This is a genomic window from Cyanobacteriota bacterium (genome assembly GCA_027618255.1).
GTDB lineage: Bacteria > Cyanobacteriota > Vampirovibrionia > LMEP-6097 > LMEP-6097 > JABHOV01.
On sequence record JAQCFG010000046.1, the window covers coordinates 1 to 16470 of the forward strand.

Annotated in this window: 17 protein-coding genes; 3 read left to right on the forward strand and 14 right to left on the reverse strand. The window is 39.9% G+C overall.

Going from position 1 to position 16470, the window contains the following annotated elements; translation table 11 throughout:
* Positions 1-11 precede the first annotated feature (11 nt).
* From O3C63_07005 to O3C63_07050, 10 genes are all read right to left on the reverse strand, one after another.
* Positions 12-794, reverse strand: coding sequence for a TPM domain-containing protein (locus tag O3C63_07005; protein ID MDA0772677.1), 783 nt, complete (start codon positions 792-794; stop codon positions 12-14).
* Positions 791-1705, reverse strand: a complete 915-nt coding sequence (locus O3C63_07010; protein MDA0772678.1) for a hypothetical protein — start codon at positions 1703-1705, stop codon at positions 791-793. Before O3C63_07010 ends, O3C63_07005 begins: the two co-directional genes overlap by 4 nt.
* Positions 1686-2126: a TPM domain-containing protein gene (locus O3C63_07015; GenBank protein ID MDA0772679.1), complete on the reverse strand. Its 441-nt coding sequence runs from the start codon at positions 2124-2126 to the stop codon at positions 1686-1688. The genes O3C63_07010 and O3C63_07015 overlap by 20 nt, the downstream gene beginning before the upstream one ends.
* Positions 2127-2699 (reverse strand): LemA family protein, encoded by a 573-nt coding sequence (locus tag O3C63_07020; protein MDA0772680.1) that lies wholly within the window; start codon positions 2697-2699, stop codon positions 2127-2129. It abuts the gene before it with no gap.
* Positions 2700-2714: 15 nt separating this feature from the next.
* The gene (locus O3C63_07025) at positions 2715-3560 is read right to left on the reverse strand and encodes a hypothetical protein (GenBank protein MDA0772681.1); all 846 of its coding nucleotides are present in this window, start codon (positions 3558-3560) and stop codon (positions 2715-2717) included.
* On the reverse strand, positions 3557-4852 hold the full coding sequence (hemL, locus tag O3C63_07030) for a glutamate-1-semialdehyde 2,1-aminomutase (protein ID MDA0772682.1): 1296 nt from the start codon (positions 4850-4852) through the stop codon (positions 3557-3559). The genes O3C63_07025 and hemL overlap by 4 nt, the downstream gene beginning before the upstream one ends.
* Before the next feature lie 6 nt (positions 4853-4858).
* Positions 4859-5104, reverse strand: a complete 246-nt coding sequence (gene acpP, locus O3C63_07035) for an acyl carrier protein (GenBank protein ID MDA0772683.1) — start codon at positions 5102-5104, stop codon at positions 4859-4861.
* Positions 5105-5179: 75 nt separating this feature from the next.
* Positions 5180-5896, reverse strand: coding sequence for a 3-oxoacyl-[acyl-carrier-protein] reductase (fabG, locus tag O3C63_07040; protein MDA0772684.1), 717 nt, complete (start codon positions 5894-5896; stop codon positions 5180-5182).
* Positions 5897-6117: 221 nt separating this feature from the next.
* A complete protein-coding gene (gene smpB, locus O3C63_07045) occupies positions 6118-6621 on the reverse strand; it encodes an SsrA-binding protein SmpB (GenBank protein ID MDA0772685.1) in 504 nt (167 codons plus the stop codon).
* An 8-nt stretch (positions 6622-6629) separates the two neighbouring features.
* Positions 6630-8828, reverse strand: coding sequence for a hypothetical protein (locus O3C63_07050; protein ID MDA0772686.1), 2199 nt, complete (start codon positions 8826-8828; stop codon positions 6630-6632).
* Between the two features lie 91 nt (positions 8829-8919).
* On the opposite strand from O3C63_07050, the gene sdhB reads away from it, so the two are divergent.
* Positions 8920-9672 (forward strand): succinate dehydrogenase iron-sulfur subunit, encoded by a 753-nt coding sequence (gene sdhB / locus O3C63_07055; GenBank protein MDA0772687.1) that lies wholly within the window; start codon positions 8920-8922, stop codon positions 9670-9672.
* Positions 9673-9674: 2 nt separating this feature from the next.
* Positions 9675-10550, forward strand: a complete 876-nt coding sequence (locus tag O3C63_07060) for a sugar ABC transporter permease (GenBank protein MDA0772688.1) — start codon at positions 9675-9677, stop codon at positions 10548-10550.
* A 570-nt stretch (positions 10551-11120) separates the two neighbouring features.
* Here O3C63_07060 and O3C63_07065 read toward each other — a convergent pair.
* On the reverse strand, positions 11121-11459 hold the full coding sequence (locus O3C63_07065) for a hypothetical protein (protein ID MDA0772689.1): 339 nt from the start codon (positions 11457-11459) through the stop codon (positions 11121-11123).
* Positions 11460-11831: 372 nt separating this feature from the next.
* Between O3C63_07065 and O3C63_07070 the strand changes: the two genes are divergently transcribed.
* Positions 11832-13169, forward strand: coding sequence for a hypothetical protein (locus O3C63_07070; protein MDA0772690.1), 1338 nt, complete (start codon positions 11832-11834; stop codon positions 13167-13169).
* 74 nt (positions 13170-13243) lie between these two features.
* Here the strand turns inward: O3C63_07070 and O3C63_07075 are convergent, their stop codons facing one another.
* The 3 genes from O3C63_07075 to O3C63_07085 form a co-directional block, all read right to left on the reverse strand.
* Entirely contained in the window at positions 13244-13858 is a 615-nt protein-coding gene (locus O3C63_07075) for a hypothetical protein (protein ID MDA0772691.1), read from the reverse strand.
* 15 nt (positions 13859-13873) lie between these two features.
* On the reverse strand, positions 13874-15844 hold the full coding sequence (gene thrS, locus O3C63_07080) for a threonine--tRNA ligase (protein ID MDA0772692.1): 1971 nt from the start codon (positions 15842-15844) through the stop codon (positions 13874-13876).
* 99 nt (positions 15845-15943) lie between these two features.
* Positions 15944-16470: hypothetical protein (locus O3C63_07085; protein ID MDA0772693.1), on the reverse strand; the 527-nt coding region annotated here is incomplete at its 5' end.

Consider the following 16470-nt stretch of genomic DNA (forward strand, 5'->3'; position numbering starts at 1 on the left):
ATAATTCATCTCTACCAAGACCCACCAGCTCCGCCGCCGCCACCAAAACCACCGCCAAAGCCGCCACCTCCAAAGCCTCCAAAACCAGAGCTTGATGATGAGTGATGGCTAGAACCAAGTAACAAAGAACCCAAAAGCGTATTTCTTGTGCTTTGACGCGAAGTACCAAGTCGGAACAAGAATCCAAATATCCATAGCAATATCACTAAAGCAACTACGTAATCTCTCCATGTTGTTTTCTTACTAGCAATCCGAGGATTTTCCAGCGCAAGCGCTGGAACAACCCCATCATTCAAAAGCCGAATAATAGAATCTGTAGCCTGATTCAAACCATCAAAGATTCTCCCCACGACAAAAGCTGGCTTAATTTCTTGCTCTATAATTCGCTTGGCAAGAGCGTCTGTGACCTTAGACTCTGCTCCATAGCCTGTTGAGATGTATATCTGTCTTCCTGGACCAGACTGAGTAGGCTTGATAGTAATCAAAACTCCATTGTCTCTACCAGCTTGACCAATTTGCCAATGATTAAATAGAGCCGTTGAAAACTCATTGGCCTCTAAACCATAAAAATCATCAACAATCGCTATTGCCATTTCACCATTGCCAGTAGCAATTAGTGAGGCGATCTTGGCGTGCAAATAAGCTCTTTCTTGCTCAGAAATGAAGCGAGGAAACTCAATAGAGAAATTGTTGACATAAGAAGAATGATTAAATGCTTTGATAAATTCAGGAGTCTCTGCTCTCAGACCCTGAACAATAAAGACAAACAATAAAACTAATAGACTCTTTTTCACCACTTACCTCCCGCTCCGCCGCCACCGGAAGTACCGCCACCTTTGCCAGCAAAACCTCCAAGCAAGCGCGTTCCCATCAGTAGCCACCAGATCACTTTGAGTGAGTTAAAGTTTTCGGAATAGAATTTTTGGTAAGAGCTTTGTTTAGACTTGGCGTGAGACTTAAACAATACACCACCATTGCTGATAAAAGCAAAAGCCATTCTTGCAAATATAATCATAAAGAGACAAAACACCGTTCCTAGATTAATTAGACTTCGTGTTTCATAACCTGGAAACAGCTTGACATTAGATCTAGAGTTTTCATCATTTATATTCATCGCTATAAAACTCGTTGCAAGCTCCTGACCAGCAAGCTGGGTGACAGTATAATTAATAGCCTGATTAAAAGCCTTGAAACTATTGCCATCTTGCATAATCGAATCGCGCAATAAAGTATAGAGAATATATTTCTCTTGGTCATAATCAATAATCTTTTGCAGATCACTACCGACAACAAGGCTTATATCAATCTCATCAACACTTTGGATCTTGTCAACGACAAAGATAAAGACTTTTTTGTCACGGCTACTAATCCCAAGCTTCTTATAAATTAATTCCTGATTCTCTTTGTCAGAGAAATTCTTTTCAGTAACAACCATAGCCATAGTGCCAAATCCAAGATTGTTGAATTTATTCAACTTGCGTGCAAGATGAGCATCCCCTACAGGACTAGTAAAAGACTGGTAAATATCCGTATCATTATAAAAGAAAGGATGCGGATTTACTATTTTGTGAGCATAGTCAACAACTTTGTAATTGAGCAGCGCGCCACCACCAAATAGAACCATGAGCAAAGCTGAGTAAATCAATGCAATGATGACCCAGTGAAGTTCACGTCCCAAATTAGACTCAGCCAAAACTAATCTCATTCTCTATTTCATTTAGAGAACCCTTTTGCTCATAAGGAAAGTATTCCTGCAATTTCTCGCCAGCCAAATTAATAACTTCAATCAAACCAGTGGTATATTGACCCTGCTTAAAATGCTTCAAAAGCAAAGCAGCCTCATTATCCCAAAAGTCATCCGCTACTTTGTCATTAATACCCTTGTCGCCCCAAATTGCAAATTTGTGATCGTCGAGTGCGATATAAAACAAAACAGCATTGCGAAATTTGGTTTTGTGTAAAGCTCTTGCCTTGAAGACTTGCTTGGCTTGTTCTAGAGGATCGCCACTACAGCACTGATCTACATGGACACAGATCTCACCAGATGTGTTTTTTTCTGCTGCTGCAACTGCATCAGTGATCGCTTTGATTTCATCCTGCGAAAAGAATTCTTGCGGGCTAGTCACTTAAAACTCTACCTTTGGAGCAGTATTGCTGCCTTCTTCAGCTTCAAAGTATGGTTTCTTGTCAAAGCCAAAGAGCTTTGCAAATAAATTATTAGGGAAGGTCTGCAAGTCTGTATTGTAAGATCTCGCAACATCATTAAAACTCTTACGTTCAAAAGCGATTCTATTTTCAGTTCCCTCAAGTTGTGATTGAAGCTCCAAAAAGTTTTGGTTAGCTTTAAGATCAGGATATTTTTCCATTACCAACATTAAGCGTGAAAGAGCCCCAGACAAAGCACCTTGACTAGATTGAAAACTCGCTAGCTGCTCTTGACTCATATTGCCAAAATCAACCTTGGTTAAATTGCTTCTCGCTTGAATCACAGCTTCAAGTGTTTCTTTCTCGTGACTAGCATAGCCCTTAACAGTGCTCACCAAATTAGGAATTAAATCAGCACGTCTTTGATATACGTTCTCTACTTGAGCCCACTGCGCATCAACAGTCTCTCGTTTTGAAACAAGATTGTTGTAAGGGCTCGCTAAAGCAGCAAACAAAACAACAACGATACCGATAACTATAGCGATTTTTTTCATACCGTTAATTATACCTTATTTGAGTCCTCGAATGGCCTTCACAAATATCCCTTCAATCACAAGCGGCATCCTCGATATAGTATAGAAATTCACAGCAAAAAACATCACAAAGAATAGACCCAAAATCATCAAAACCAAGCCACTATCTGGCAACAAATAACGATCTGGGATTATGGTAATAAAATATGACAAAGCAATGATTCCAGCATTTATTAAAAGCGCAAACTTATGATCAAATCTCATGTTAAAGGGTACCGGAAAAAATAGAATAAAAGCAAAAATATAAATCGCTTTGATCTCAACTGGCATCATGGTATTAAGAACAGGCAAAATCGCAAAATCCGTAAGCAGTGCAAGCAAGCCAACCGGAAACACAGAATAATAAACTAACATCCTCAACATCTTGCCAAAATCATCCTTGATTCTCACCATCTCATACCAAAGCTCCATCTCCCCGCCAAAAGCTCTATCCTTGAGTTTGATTTTGAAATAATAATCGCGAGCAAAAGTAGACAAAGCAATATCAGTACAAGTACTTCTAAAAAACCATTGAGGTAAATCAAAACCAGTCCTAGCCAGCAAATTAGTGCCTGGAGATTGTTGCATAATTAAATAGTTCAAATATGGCAAAGCAGAGTACATACCTACTCGCTGCGGTGCCACCAAAGATACAAACGCCTCATCCACATGGACATCTCCAATAAAAATATTATTGCCAAACTTATTATGCTCAAGTTGCAGCTCTCCAATCGCATCAAAATTGATTTCTGGATTATTAACTGGATAATCAAAAACTATTGATTTTAAACTCTCTCTAAAGTCATGTACATTTGTTTTTAAATAAATACAATTCTTGCTCACTTTGCACTCAAGCCACAGGCTTCAATCACCCTATCCAAATCCTCATAACTATGAGCCCCAGACACAAAACCAGCTTCAAAAGCTGAAGGCGCGAAGTAAACTCTTTGCTCAAGCATAGATAGATAGAACTTCTTAAACCGATCAAGATCAACAGCAGCAGTATCAGCGAAATTAAAGATAGGCTCAGAGCTAAACGCAAAACCAAACATTCCACCACAGACAGTAGTCTGCAAAGGCGCGTCAATAACACGTTTCATGCCATCTACCAAATAACGAGCTTTGCGTTCAAGTTCATCATAAAAACCTGGAGATTGAATTTTGCGCAGGCAAGCTAAACCTGCTGACATCGCAAGTGGATTACCAGAAAGAGTTCCAGCTTGATACATTGGTCCGGCTGGAGCAACCATCTCCATGATCTCACGGCGACCACCATAAGCACCGACAGGAAGCCCTCCACCAATGACTTTGCCAAGAGTAGTCAAATCAGGCATGACGTTAAATCTCTCTTGCGCGCCACCAAGTGCTACGCGAAATCCAGTCATCACCTCATCAAAAATCAATAGTGCATTATTTGCTATTGTAATCTCACGCAAAAATTCTAAGTAACCAGGCTTAGGCAAAATACAACCAGCATTGCCCATCACCGGTTCCAAAATCACAGCAGAGATTTGCCCCTTATATTTTTCAAAAATCTCCATAACCGCTTCTGGGCTATTGTAATCAGCAAGGATAGTATCCTGAGTAGCGTTTTTAGTTACTCCAGGACTATCAGGCAAGCCGAGTGTCGCAACACCCGAACCTGCTTGCACCAAGAGCGCGTCAGCGTGCCCGTGGTAACAGCCCTTGAACTTAAGGATTTTAGTTTGTTCAGGATTGTCTCTAGTTGTATAAGCGCGAGCCAAACGAATCGCTGACATCACCGCCTCAGTGCCAGAATTGACCATGCGTACCAGCTCAATAGACGGTACTAGCTTGATTACTTCAGCGGCCATTTCGTTCTCAAGACGAGTCGGTGCGCCAAAGCTAGTTCCATTAACCAAAGCCGCTTGCAAAGCCGCTTCAATACTAGGATCTGCATGACCAAGTATCATCGGCCCCCAAGAGCCAACGAAATCAATATATTGATTATCATCTTCATCCCAAAGATATGCACCCTTGGCTCTTTTAAAAAATATTGGCGAAGAGTCAATTGACTTAAACGCCCTTACTGGGGAGTTGACGCCACCTGGCATCAACTGCACTGCATCCGCAAAAAGTTTTTGCGATATTGTTCTGTTAAGTTTGGTAAGCAATGGCTACTAAGCCTTAGATTTTTGTTCTACAAAGTTAACTGCTGCGCCCACTGTAGTAATCTTCTCAGCTTCTTCATCAGGTATCTCTACACTGAACTCATCTTCAAGAGCCATAACCAATTCAACCGTATCAAGCGAGTCAGCTCCCAAGTCAGTAGTAAAGCTTGAAGATTCTTTGATCTCATCTTCTCCTACACTTAATTGCGCTGCCACAACTTTAGTAATTCTAGTTATTATTTCTGCACGATCCATAGCTGTTGTCATATCCTTTTGTCCCTTTAAAACCCTTGTAATGAGTACCTTAATCCCTCTAGGGATTCAAGAATACTACATAAACAAGCCACCATCAACCTGTATTACTTGACCGGTGATGTAATTAGCACTAGTAGCAAGGAATAACGCCGTTTCTGCTATGTCTTTAGCGCAACCAAAGCTACCAAGTGGGATGTTTTCTTTATATTTATTTTGTGATTCTTCAGCAACATGACCAATCATATCAGTCTGAATGAAGCCTGGCGCTATCGCGTTTACTCTGATGCCGCGACGTCCATACTCCTTAGCAAGTGACTTAGTAAAGCCAATCAAACCTGCTTTGCTTGTCGAGTAATTTACTTGCGCTGGATTACCGTGTAAACCAACTACGCTACTCATATTAATAATCGCACCAGATCTTTGTTTAGACATCGCTTTAATAGTTGGCTGACAGAGATAGAACAAAGAGTTAAGGTTCACGTCCATCACACTTGTCCATTCTTCTTCTTTCATGCGCACAAATAAGTTGTCCTGGGTAATACCAGCATTGTTCACAAGTACATCGATCTTGCCAAACTCTTCCAGAACTGACTTGATGAGATTTTCGCAAGCTAGTTTATCGCCAATATCACAGCCGATATATTTAACATTGTCGCCAATCTCTGCGGCAACTTTTGATTCTGCAGACCTGCCGGTGATAATCACCTGAGCACCTTGCTCGGCAAACAATTCAGCGATTGCTTTGCCAATCCCTCTAGTCCCGCCTGTAATAATTGCTACTTTGTCTTTCATAATTAATCCTCCCTACTTACGAAACTAGTGCTTCGCACCGTTCCGATCTTTTTTGTGTCGACATCACTAGCAAAACGCGGTTTTGCAGAATGTCTGTGTCTTTAAGTTGTTTGTTCATATTGACTTGCTCTAATACTGCTTCCGCCATGATTTTATTTTAGCATTAGACATCCTGCAAAATCGCGTTTTGCTAGTGATGTCGACACAAAAAGATCGGGAAATTAATAATCCTTCAAAGCCCTATTAATATCCAAATCCTGCTGACGCTTCTTCAGTGTCGCACGCTTATCAGCATGTTTTTTACCTTCTCCAAGATGCAAAAGTGCTTTGGCGTAATTACCCTTAAAAAATATTTTACTTGCAATCAGAGTTTGATTAGTCTTGGCAAGCTCAATTTCAATACGTGCTATTTCATAACGCTTGAGCAGTAGCTTACGCGCCCTGTCTGGATCATTCTTAGCGCCATGTGCATATTTGTACTCAGAGATATGGCAATTGAAAAGCCAGACCTCGCCATCAATGACCTTGGCATAAGCGCCGCGCATTTGTATATTGCCAAGCCGCACTGATTTAACTTCAGCACCAGTCAACACGATACCGGCAATAATGTCTTTGCCAAGATGAAAATCAAAACCAGCACGTTTATTGCGCGCAACAGTAGCCGAACCAGATTTAGTTTCTGCTTTCTTTTTTTTCTTGGCAATTTGTTTTTTGGCTCGACCCATCAGGGCTATTATAGCGAAGAACCCAATCGAACAACAAATTGATTCCAATTATCTCTTGTTCTTAGTAAAACTCCATACTGGCTTGATGGTTTTTGATATAAAGCAAATAAAGCCAAACCGAGTCTTTGAGCATCTGTCGCAGGTAACCAGTTAACTTTATCGAAATCATCAAATTGTTGAGAAGTGATACCTTCATCAACTGCTGTAGTCGCGTGTTTAATCTTCAAATACTTAGCAACCCTAGTCAAAGCTTGATCACGGTCCATCGTTCCAGTATCTAATTCGCTGAGTATAGAGCTAATGTCAATGTCTGTATCAACTTTGGAGTATTCTGGCTCCTTTACCAAATCAACGATAGCTTTGTCCTGATTATAAGGAGCTACGTTCTCTGGACATTGCTTTACAATCTCATTGACAGTAGTCCTTGAAGGCAACTTGGCAAGTACATGAAACGCCATATGCGCCAATTCTCTATTACTCAATCTCTGACCTCGACTAATTTGAGCTGCAGCCCAAGCATTAATTCTGGCTAGAACAGAATCTGTCAAATCGCTAGTACTCATAATCTCATCCCTTCCAAAACCGGCATCGTTCTCAATCGCTTGAATAGAACGAGCTTGCACTGTAAAGCTATCGATAACATCAACGGGAATATATCTATAAACATCCACAAAAGCATTGAACAGCGCTATCTGGTCTGGCTGGCTCACACTTAATTCTTCAAACTTAGTTTTAAACTTATCTAATTGAATTTCATATTGTTGCTTTTTTGCAATAGGCTTGGCAGTAGCTGGTTTATGAACAATCGGATTTTGCTCTTCACGACTCTCCAAAATAAGCTCATTAGCCTCAATCAATTTATCAAAACTATCCTGGCTCAAGACGGCCTTGTGATCAATCACATCCATATAAATCGATAGAAACTCGTTTGCCGTAATATTGCCGTATTTTTTGATTTGTGCTGCAAGCCATTCTTTTAAACCAGATTGTTCCACACCTGTTAATGTCTTAGCTTTAGCACCCGCAAAACCAATCCCCGACTCGCTTGCAAAGACCTTGATTTCATCAAGCAAGACAGGACCATGCCCAAGCTGCAGGCAAGCATTGTAGTAATCAACAGCATTGGGAGCTGTCAAACCAGCAAGCTCTTTTGCCTTTAATCCAATTGCTTTTATTGGAGCCGAGAGTTGTTTTTTTGCTTGCCTCAATTGAGCATCAGCAGATGATTCATTTGCTTTCATCTCTGTAACCAAATCCTGAATTCCAAAACCATCATCAGCCAAATTAAGGTCAAGCTCATATACCAGTTCAGCCAACTGCTGAGCTTTAGGAACTCTCTGCGTGATCTCGACGAATTTATCTGCTAACCTAGCAGTCGCAATCGGTTTTTTGTGCTCTTCAGCCCAAAGACGCATTGAAACTAAATCAAGCTTCTTCATAGAACCTTGATAGTGCGGCTTTGCATTAATACCAGATCTACAGAGTTCTAGTAGTTCATCTGCAAGCACCGTCTGGCCAGTAAGCTTTTTATAGACCTTATACAACTTAGGCAAGTCAGGCAGCGCATTTTTGCGCAAACCCACTTGCGCAGCATCTGCAATCTCATGAAATCTTGCAACTGACACATCACTTAACTTCGTAGTAGAGATGGGCTTTCTAGAATCATAAAAAACCTTACGCACAATTTTGCTAACCAAGTCTTTCTGGTCTTGCTTCGTTTCTAAATCATCTAGATTCACTCTTGCTAAAGCATCATACCTGTGCTTTCGCAAACCAAGTTGCCCATCTATAGATTGTGCCATCAAGCGATTCACAAGATTGTGATTCGAGCTAATATCATCAAAAGCATTGTTTGATTGATCAGAAAGTAAAACAGTATAAAGAGAATGACCAGGTCTCTGCTGGCGATAATACTCGGCTAAACCATTCAGTTGATGAGTTGACTTAGTTTTATTTTCAGGCATGAACAACAGAGTAATTTCATTACGGCTACGAGTGTTTTCTAAAGACTTAGTGTTTTCTAAAGACTTAGCCGTTGCCACAAGCTTTGTTGCATCAACTTGATGAACACTGATATCAAGCTTGTTAGAGACTTGAGGAGCTTTTAAACTAAACAATTCTGCTAGATGCTTTAAAAGCTCGGCTTTATCAGCACCAATATCTTGAGGGTAAATAATATTCAGTTTAACTTGCTCTGCCGTTCGCATTAAGATATTATACCATCTCAAGCCCCACCCCGCGTGGGGTTTTATAGCCACGAGTGGCAAAAACTCAAATTGTTGCTATTATTTCTTTGTAATGACGAATAAAACAGAGGGAATCAAATTCAAGGTTAAGAGGCAAGACTGCCCAGAATCTAAATCATATAACCAAGAATTTGAAGTACCATACGAGCATGGAATGAATGTAATTTCATTACTCATGGCAACAAGACAATTCCCCAAAGATACCCAAGGCAAAGATGCCACACCAGTCAGTTTTGAATGTGCCTGCCTTGAAGAGGTTTGCGGCTCTTGCACCATGGTAATCAACGGCAAAGTTCAGCAAGCCTGCACAGCTCTAGTTGATAATTTATCTCATCCAATTTCTATTGCACCAATGACCAAGTTTCCTGTTCAACGCGACTTGATGGTTGATAGATCCAATATGTTTGAAGCTCTCAAAAAAGTCAAAGCCTGGATTCAAGTAGACGGCGTCTATGACTTAGGTGAAGGACCAAGGGTTGATCCAAGTATCCAAGAAGAAAACTATAGCCTCAGTCGTTGCATGACTTGTGGTTGCTGCCTAGAGGCTTGCCCGCAATGGACAAACGACAATGGTTTCATCGGAGCTCAAGCAATCTCACAAGCAGTATTGTTTAATAGCCACCCCAATGGTCAAAGCACTAAGGATGAAAGAACTAGTGCACTAATTGAAAACGGTCTCAACAATTGTGGTAATGCTCAAGAATGTGTCAAAGCCTGTCCAAAGGATATCCCTCTGACTGACAGTATTGCAAGAGCAAACAAAGAAGCTACTGCTTTCTCTATTCAATCCTTGTTGCGCAACTGATTATGCCAAGCCTACGCCATAGACCTCTGACTGCAGTCTTTTTTCTTAGTCCGTGGATAATTGGGCTAGTAGTTTTTTTACTGGGACCAATTATTGCAAGTCTCTTTCTTTCCTTTACTCACTATGATGGAATTGGCAGCGCAGAATTTACCGGACTTGCTAATTACATCGAGATGCTTCAAGACAAGACTCTAGTTGCCTCTTTAAAAGTAACCCTGATCTTTGCAATTATTAGTTTGCCAGTGGGCAGTATGATCGCCTTAGCAATGGCTATCTTATTAAATCAAAAAGTCAAAGGACGTAGCTTCTATCGCAGTTGCCTTTATTTACCGAGCGTAGTTCCGATCGTTGCATCCAGTGTCGCTTGGATCTGGATTTTCAAAGGCGACTCTAGCGGTCTGATCAACCAGTTTCTAGCTATCTTTCATATTCAAGGGCCGCTCTGGCTTGGCGACCCTCATTGGGCTTTGCCAGCACTCATTATTATGAGCTTTTGGTCACTAGGTAATCCCATGCTCATCTATTTAGCTGGCTTGCAAAACATCCCCGAGTCACTTTATGAATCTGCAGAAATAGATGGAGCAACTGAACTAGAGAAGTTCATTCATATTACGCTACCAATTTTATCACCAACTATTTTTTTCAATGTGGTGATTGGTATCATTCAAGTCTTTCAATATTTTGTACCTGCCTATGTGATGACCAGCGGCGGTCCACAAAACTCAACAATGTTCTACTCGCTATACACTTACCAGACAGCCTTTGATGACTTCCGCATGGGCTACGCTTCTTCACTTGCTTGGTTACTTTTTATGATTGTACTCGCTGCAAGTTCGATGGCGTTTTATAGTTCAAAGAAACTGGTTCATTATAGTTAAAATTAATTCTCATTAATTTGATGTTTTTGATGTTATAAACATGTCGATTTGTGGCCTAATAAGTATATAGATCATTTTCATTTTTACAATTTGACATAGTATCCAAAATCAAACTAATTTATTGCCTTTGGTTAGCTTGATTTGGATTTGTTCGAGTCAGTTAGCAGTTTGACCTGCTAGCTGGCTTTCCTTTTCCATCTTCGCGAAAGCTACGAGGCGGTTAAAATTGGTCTTTAACATTTTTAAGGACCATTATTTGCCTTGTGGCTTGCTCAAGAGCGAGGCTTGCAAGAGCCCCTCAGGGCGTCCCGATTTGGTTCAAACCAACGAGGGCGAGCGTAACGATGCTATTGAGTGACTCGCAATGAGCATAATACAAAAAGAAACAGCAACTTTCTTATGGGGTTAAGAGCGCTGCTGTTTACGGGGTATGTACTGACGTAATATTATATTCAATCCCAAACCTGATAATATTTGTATCCATTGAATGGTCTATTTTTGAATGAAAGTTCTACTCCAAAAGAACTAGCTCTTAGCTTCAATGGGCATTATTCGTCATAATAGCAAGGATTAATGGCTATTATGCCCTTCAACGCAGACAGTACGGTATCTAGTCACCTTTTGATAGAACTGCTCATTTTCGGTTCCAGAACTGTTTTCATAAGCATATTTTTTACAAGTCTTGCCGATTGCTGCATCTGGAGCTTCTTGCCATTCAATACAATAACGCTTGCTTGGTTTAAGTTCAGTAAATGGTAGCCTCATGCCAGGTCGCAAAACCCGAGTCTCATAAGCTCTTTCTTCGTATTTATCGCAAATAAATTCAGACGGTGTGAAAGATTTTTTGATATTGAGCATCATACTATCCCAGAAACTAAGCTTGGCACTTACTGGACCTGCACCAATCAAACAGCAGAAGAGTAGGACAAATGGGATTTTAGCAGCAAATCTATGATGAATCCGCATAATACTGAGATTATAACAGGCATTGCTATCTAGGCTGACTAAGTCTATTTACTTCTTTTACTGAGAGCTTGCCGACAGACCTTTTATCATCGCTCAATCTATGCATCGACTTGTCATTGCGAATATTACCGTCTCTAAAGGATGCACTAAAAAATGCAGTAGACCTCTTTCGAAACCGAAGGTTTCGTGTAATGAGGTCTTACAAAAGACCCAAAATCGAAGATTTTGCATGGACCCGACTAGACAAACTTCGTTTTTCAGCGTGTCCTTAGGCATCATCGATGCTTGTTGAGCTGGGCTGGTATAATTCCATGCATGACCAAAACACTAACCAAGAAACTAAGCAATATTGACAACGCAGTCGCTCTACACCAAGCCGACTACGACCAACTTCTTTCCTCACTTGAAGATAAATTTAAAGAAGTCCAAAACAATCTTGTTACTGCAAATGGAACTAAACCACTTGAATATTATAAATGGCTCGACTTTGATTATCTACTAGAAGCCAATCAAGCAACTAAAGCATTAGCCAAAGCAATGCTCGCCAAGAATTACCAGCACTACTTGATAGTCGGCATGGGCGGTTCTGGGATCAATTCATTAGTTTTGCAAAACTCACTTAACGAATTCACTCCAAGCGGCAACAAATTCATCGTGCAAAATAACTTAGATCCAAGTTCTTTACTTGCAAGACTAGATTCAATTAATTTAGACTCTACTCTATTTATTTTCATCTCTAAATCAGGAACGACTGATGAAGTGAGACGTAACGTGGCAACTATTCTTAATCACTGGGGTAGCAATTGCTATAACAAATTTGCAGCTCAATCTGTTTTCATCACCGAACCAGCTCTCGAAGGCACTAAGAATTTCTTGCATGACCTAAGAGCTGAACTCAAGGCTAAGACTGGAACAGAACCTCCATTCCTGGCAAACGACCCCAATATTGGCGGCCGTTTTTCTATGTTCTCACCAGTTGGCATGTTCACTGCTGAATTAATGGGACTTGATTCAGATGCAATGATCAAAGCAGCGGCAGATGTCTTTGAGGATTTCAAAGCTGCTCAATCAATCCAAGACTCTGAAGCAGCTAAAATAGCAGCTCTAGATATTTTGCTTACTCAAAAAGGACTGCAGAATCGCTACAGTATGGTTTACGCAGATTCTTTTGAAGCACTAAATAAATTCAGAGCCCAGCTCAAAGGTGAATCACTCAACAAGACAGGAGTTGCGTCAACGATTCAAGTACCTGGTGTTGGAACAGCTAATCATCACTCTGACTTGGAATTATTATTCAAAAAAGACAACAAACTTGTTCTTGAACAAATCTACTGGGGCAAACCAGCTCAAGACCATGTCAACACTAAGTCACTGGACTGTCTTGATGATTTGGTTGGTCAATCTAACCATCAATCATTAATCGATAATCATATCGTCGCTTTAGGCAAATATTTAATTGATAACAAGGCTGTAGTAATTCAAACCATAATCCCTGAACAAAACGAAAAATATCTTTCACAGTTTTGTATGCAGGATATGCTGATTACAATTGTTCAAGGTGGTTTGCAAGATCCTATTGGGTCCAACACTATTCTTGACTTGGTGATTAGACAAGAAGAAGTTGAGCGTTATAAAAAGTCGTTGAAGAAATGAGTTGGCTGAGCCGCCAATGATGACTTATTAGAATGAGCGTAACGCAGTAGCTGGAGCTTCAGGGACAAAATAGATTATTCTTCGATAACGGTATAGTCATACTGCAACCCAAACTCATCCCTAGTTACCATAACCATATACAGCTTCTCTAAATAGAACTGTTTTTTCTCCATGTTCGTGTGCACTAGCTCTTCTAATGCCTTCATTTGCTTTGGTTGTTGGTGCATTGATTCTGGTATCCTTGCCCAAATCAAAGAAGGGTTACATTCCATAGTTTGATGTGAGTAGGAACATTCTTTCAAAATTTCTTGCATTGCATTCGTTAAACCAGCTATTTGATCTTGTATCTTAGCTTTGGGGTCTTTGAGTTTCAGAATATCAAATTTCCATTCTAAAGTTCTTGGCTTAGCATTAGACGGAGATAAAACTAAATCTCTTGGTTGTAAAAGTATTGGATAATATGGATAATAAATCTTTTCAGTTAAAGCGTTTTTAAGTTTTTTCAGATCAAGCTCAGGTCTTGCTTTAAAAAAACTTTGAAAATTAATAAACCAATTACGTGGGTCATTCCAACGAATATCACCAATTTGTGGACGAAGGATTTTTTTTATCTCTTCAAAAATCTCTTTTGGCAAAGGAGCGCCAAGACACATTACTGTTTTGTCTTCATCAGAATTATTACTGGCCACGATAAATCTCCCAATTTAATCAAGGAAGCTGTCTAAACTTCTCTGTTTAATTTCTTCCCGGATTTGCATAATAAATTCACTTATTGGCATAGTTTTTTGTTTATTATCTCGCCTATATCTTACGCTAACTTCATTGTTCTCAATTTCTTGGTCTCCAATTACAAGCATATAAGGGATTTGTTTCTCTTGGGCGTCTCTGATCTTGTAATTCATACGCTCTGCTCTGCTATCAACTTTGGCTCTAATATCATTCTCAATTAATTCATCAGCAATTTTTTGTGCTGCTGCATTATGTTTGTCAGTGACAGGAACCAGCATCACTTGATCAGCTGCTAGCCAAGTCGGGAAAGCACCAGCAAAATGCTCAATAAGAACCATACAAATTCTTTCAAGAGAACCAAAGATCGCTCTATGAATCATCACCGGTCTTTCTGTTTCATTATCAGCAGTGTTGTAAGTCAGATCAAATCTTTCTGGCAAATTAAAATCAAGTTGAATAGTTGCACCTTGCCAAACTCTACCAATTGCATCCTTCAACTGAAAATCAATCTTGGGGCCATAGAAAGCACCATCACCAGCATTAATATCATAAGAGGCACCAAGCTCGTTGAGCGCCTGCTTTAGACCCGCTTCTGCAAATTCCCAAAGACTATCTTCACCAATGGCTTTCTCTGGCTTAGTAGAAACCTCTACCGAGAATTCCAGCCCTAGAGTTCCATAAATCTTTTGGATTAATCGATAAACGCCCTTGATCTCATCAACATACTGATCACGCCTACAAAAAATATGTGCGTCATCTTGAGTAAAACCACGAACGCGAGCCAAGCCATGTACCGCACCACTAGCTTCATTGCGATAAACCGTTCCCATCTCTGCCATACGCACAGGAAGCTCTCTATAACTATGTTTCTTGTCCTTGAATATCAAAACATGAAAGGGACAGTTCATTGGTTTGAGAATATATTCTTGATCATCAACTTGAAGTGAGTACATATTGTCCTTATAAAAAGAATTATGTCCTGAGATATCCCAAAGCTCCGTCTTGGCAATATGTGGAGTAACCACAAACTCGTAACCTGCTTTGCGATGTTCTTTTTTCCAAAAATCTTCAAGCTCTTGTCTTACAGTAGCTAGTTTGCTGTGCCAATGAATAAGTCCAGCGCCAGCTTCTTCATGAATAGAAAATAAATCCATAGTACGAGCTAGTTTACGGTGGTCACGTTTCTCAGCTTCTTCTTTACGATGCAAGTATTGCTCAAGCTCTTCATCATTCCACCAAACAGTACCGTAAACCCTTTGCATCACATCATTTGCTTCATCCCCGCGCCAATAAGCCCCAGAGACAGTAGTGAGCTTGACGGACTTGATGAACTTTGTATTTGGCAAATGTGGTCCACGACAAAAGTCTGACCATACTTTAACGCCATTATTATCCAAGAAAAAATATTCAGAAGGATTATCATCACGATGTTCTTCTAATAATTCAGCCTTATAGTTCTCACCAATAGCTCTGAATTCTTTGAGCCTAGCATCAACATCTCCAATAAACTCTCGCTGCAGAGTATAAGCACCTGAAGCAAACTTGTTCATTTCTTTTTCTATCTCAAGCAAGTCTTCATCTGTGATCTTATAATCATCAATCCTAAAATCATAAAAGAATCCATTCTCTGTAGCTGGACCAACTCCAACCTTGGCATTCGGATATTTCTTTTGAACCACAGCAGCCAAAATATGCGAAGTAGTATGACGCAAAATCTCATAACTCTTTTTGTCGCCAACTGTAACAATCTTGACTTCATCGCCATCATTAAGCTCTTTGTTTAAATCAACAAGCTCTCCATTCACTTCTATTGCAATAGATTTCTTGGCAAGCGAACTAGAAATAGCTTTGGCAAGATCTAGACCTGTGCTCTTTGCACCAAGTTCTTTGGTCGAACCATCAGGGAGTTTGATTGTTATCGATTCTGCTGTTGCTTTGGAATTCATCGTTATTTATTATAACTTAAGCAGCCTTCATAGAGTTGTTAGGCCGAATTACTCTCAAGCTATGCTTCGCAACAGGTCTAATTATGTCAAAGCGTGCCATTATTTATTAGTTTCTTTATCTATGACAATACCAGGATAATCAAAATCCTTCAACCAAACAGCAGTATAGAAAAGTCCCTTGTAGATTTTTTCTACTCGATTTGAATCATACGAAAATAAATAGAGGTCATAGTAATAAGGTTCCCAAAGTGCTTTGGAATAAATAAGAGCATTGATCTCTGGCAGGTATGAAACAAAACCATACTTCGGCACTAAGCTATTCTCTACTTCCTGCCAAGAATTAATATCTACTGTAACAATCTCTGTGTCAGGAGAGTTATTAATAGGCATAGCAATCTTTCTACAGATAATTTGCTCCAAAGGCTCAATATAACCCAGAGGGATACAATTCTCTAATTCGGTATCTTGGTGCTCCTCAGTAATAAAATTATATTTCTTAATTTGAAAATTTTCATCTGCATACAAAATTGTATCGGAGCCTATGACTGTTATATCCAATATTAAGGGTGAAGCTATTCCATTCTCAAATCTACATTTACCAATAACTTTGGCAATAGGCTTAATTG

Excerpts from the sequence above, each read along its gene's own strand:
- O3C63_07010 (MDA0772678.1), bottom strand. The coding sequence starts at position 1,705 with ATGAGATTAGTTTTGGCTGAGTCTAATTTGGGACGTGAACTTCACTGG.
- O3C63_07020 (MDA0772680.1), bottom strand. The coding sequence starts at position 2,699 with ATGAAAAAAATCGCTATAGTTATCGGTATCGTTGTTGTTTTGTTTGCT.
- acpP (MDA0772683.1), bottom strand. The coding sequence starts at position 5,104 with ATGGATCGTGCAGAAATAATAACTAGAATTACTAAAGTTGTGGCAGCG.
- fabG (MDA0772684.1), bottom strand. The coding sequence starts at position 5,896 with ATGAAAGACAAAGTAGCAATTATTACAGGCGGGACTAGAGGGATTGGC.
- smpB (MDA0772685.1), bottom strand. The coding sequence starts at position 6,621 with ATGGGTCGAGCCAAAAAACAAATTGCCAAGAAAAAAAAGAAAGCAGAA.
- O3C63_07050 (MDA0772686.1), bottom strand. The coding sequence starts at position 8,828 with ATGCGAACGGCAGAGCAAGTTAAACTGAATATTATTTACCCTCAAGAT.
- sdhB (MDA0772687.1), top strand. The coding sequence starts at position 8,920 with ATGACGAATAAAACAGAGGGAATCAAATTCAAGGTTAAGAGGCAAGAC.
- O3C63_07060 (MDA0772688.1), top strand. The coding sequence starts at position 9,675 with ATGCCAAGCCTACGCCATAGACCTCTGACTGCAGTCTTTTTTCTTAGT.
- O3C63_07070 (MDA0772690.1), top strand. The coding sequence starts at position 11,832 with ATGACCAAAACACTAACCAAGAAACTAAGCAATATTGACAACGCAGTC.
- thrS (MDA0772692.1), bottom strand. The coding sequence starts at position 15,844 with ATGAATTCCAAAGCAACAGCAGAATCGATAACAATCAAACTCCCTGAT.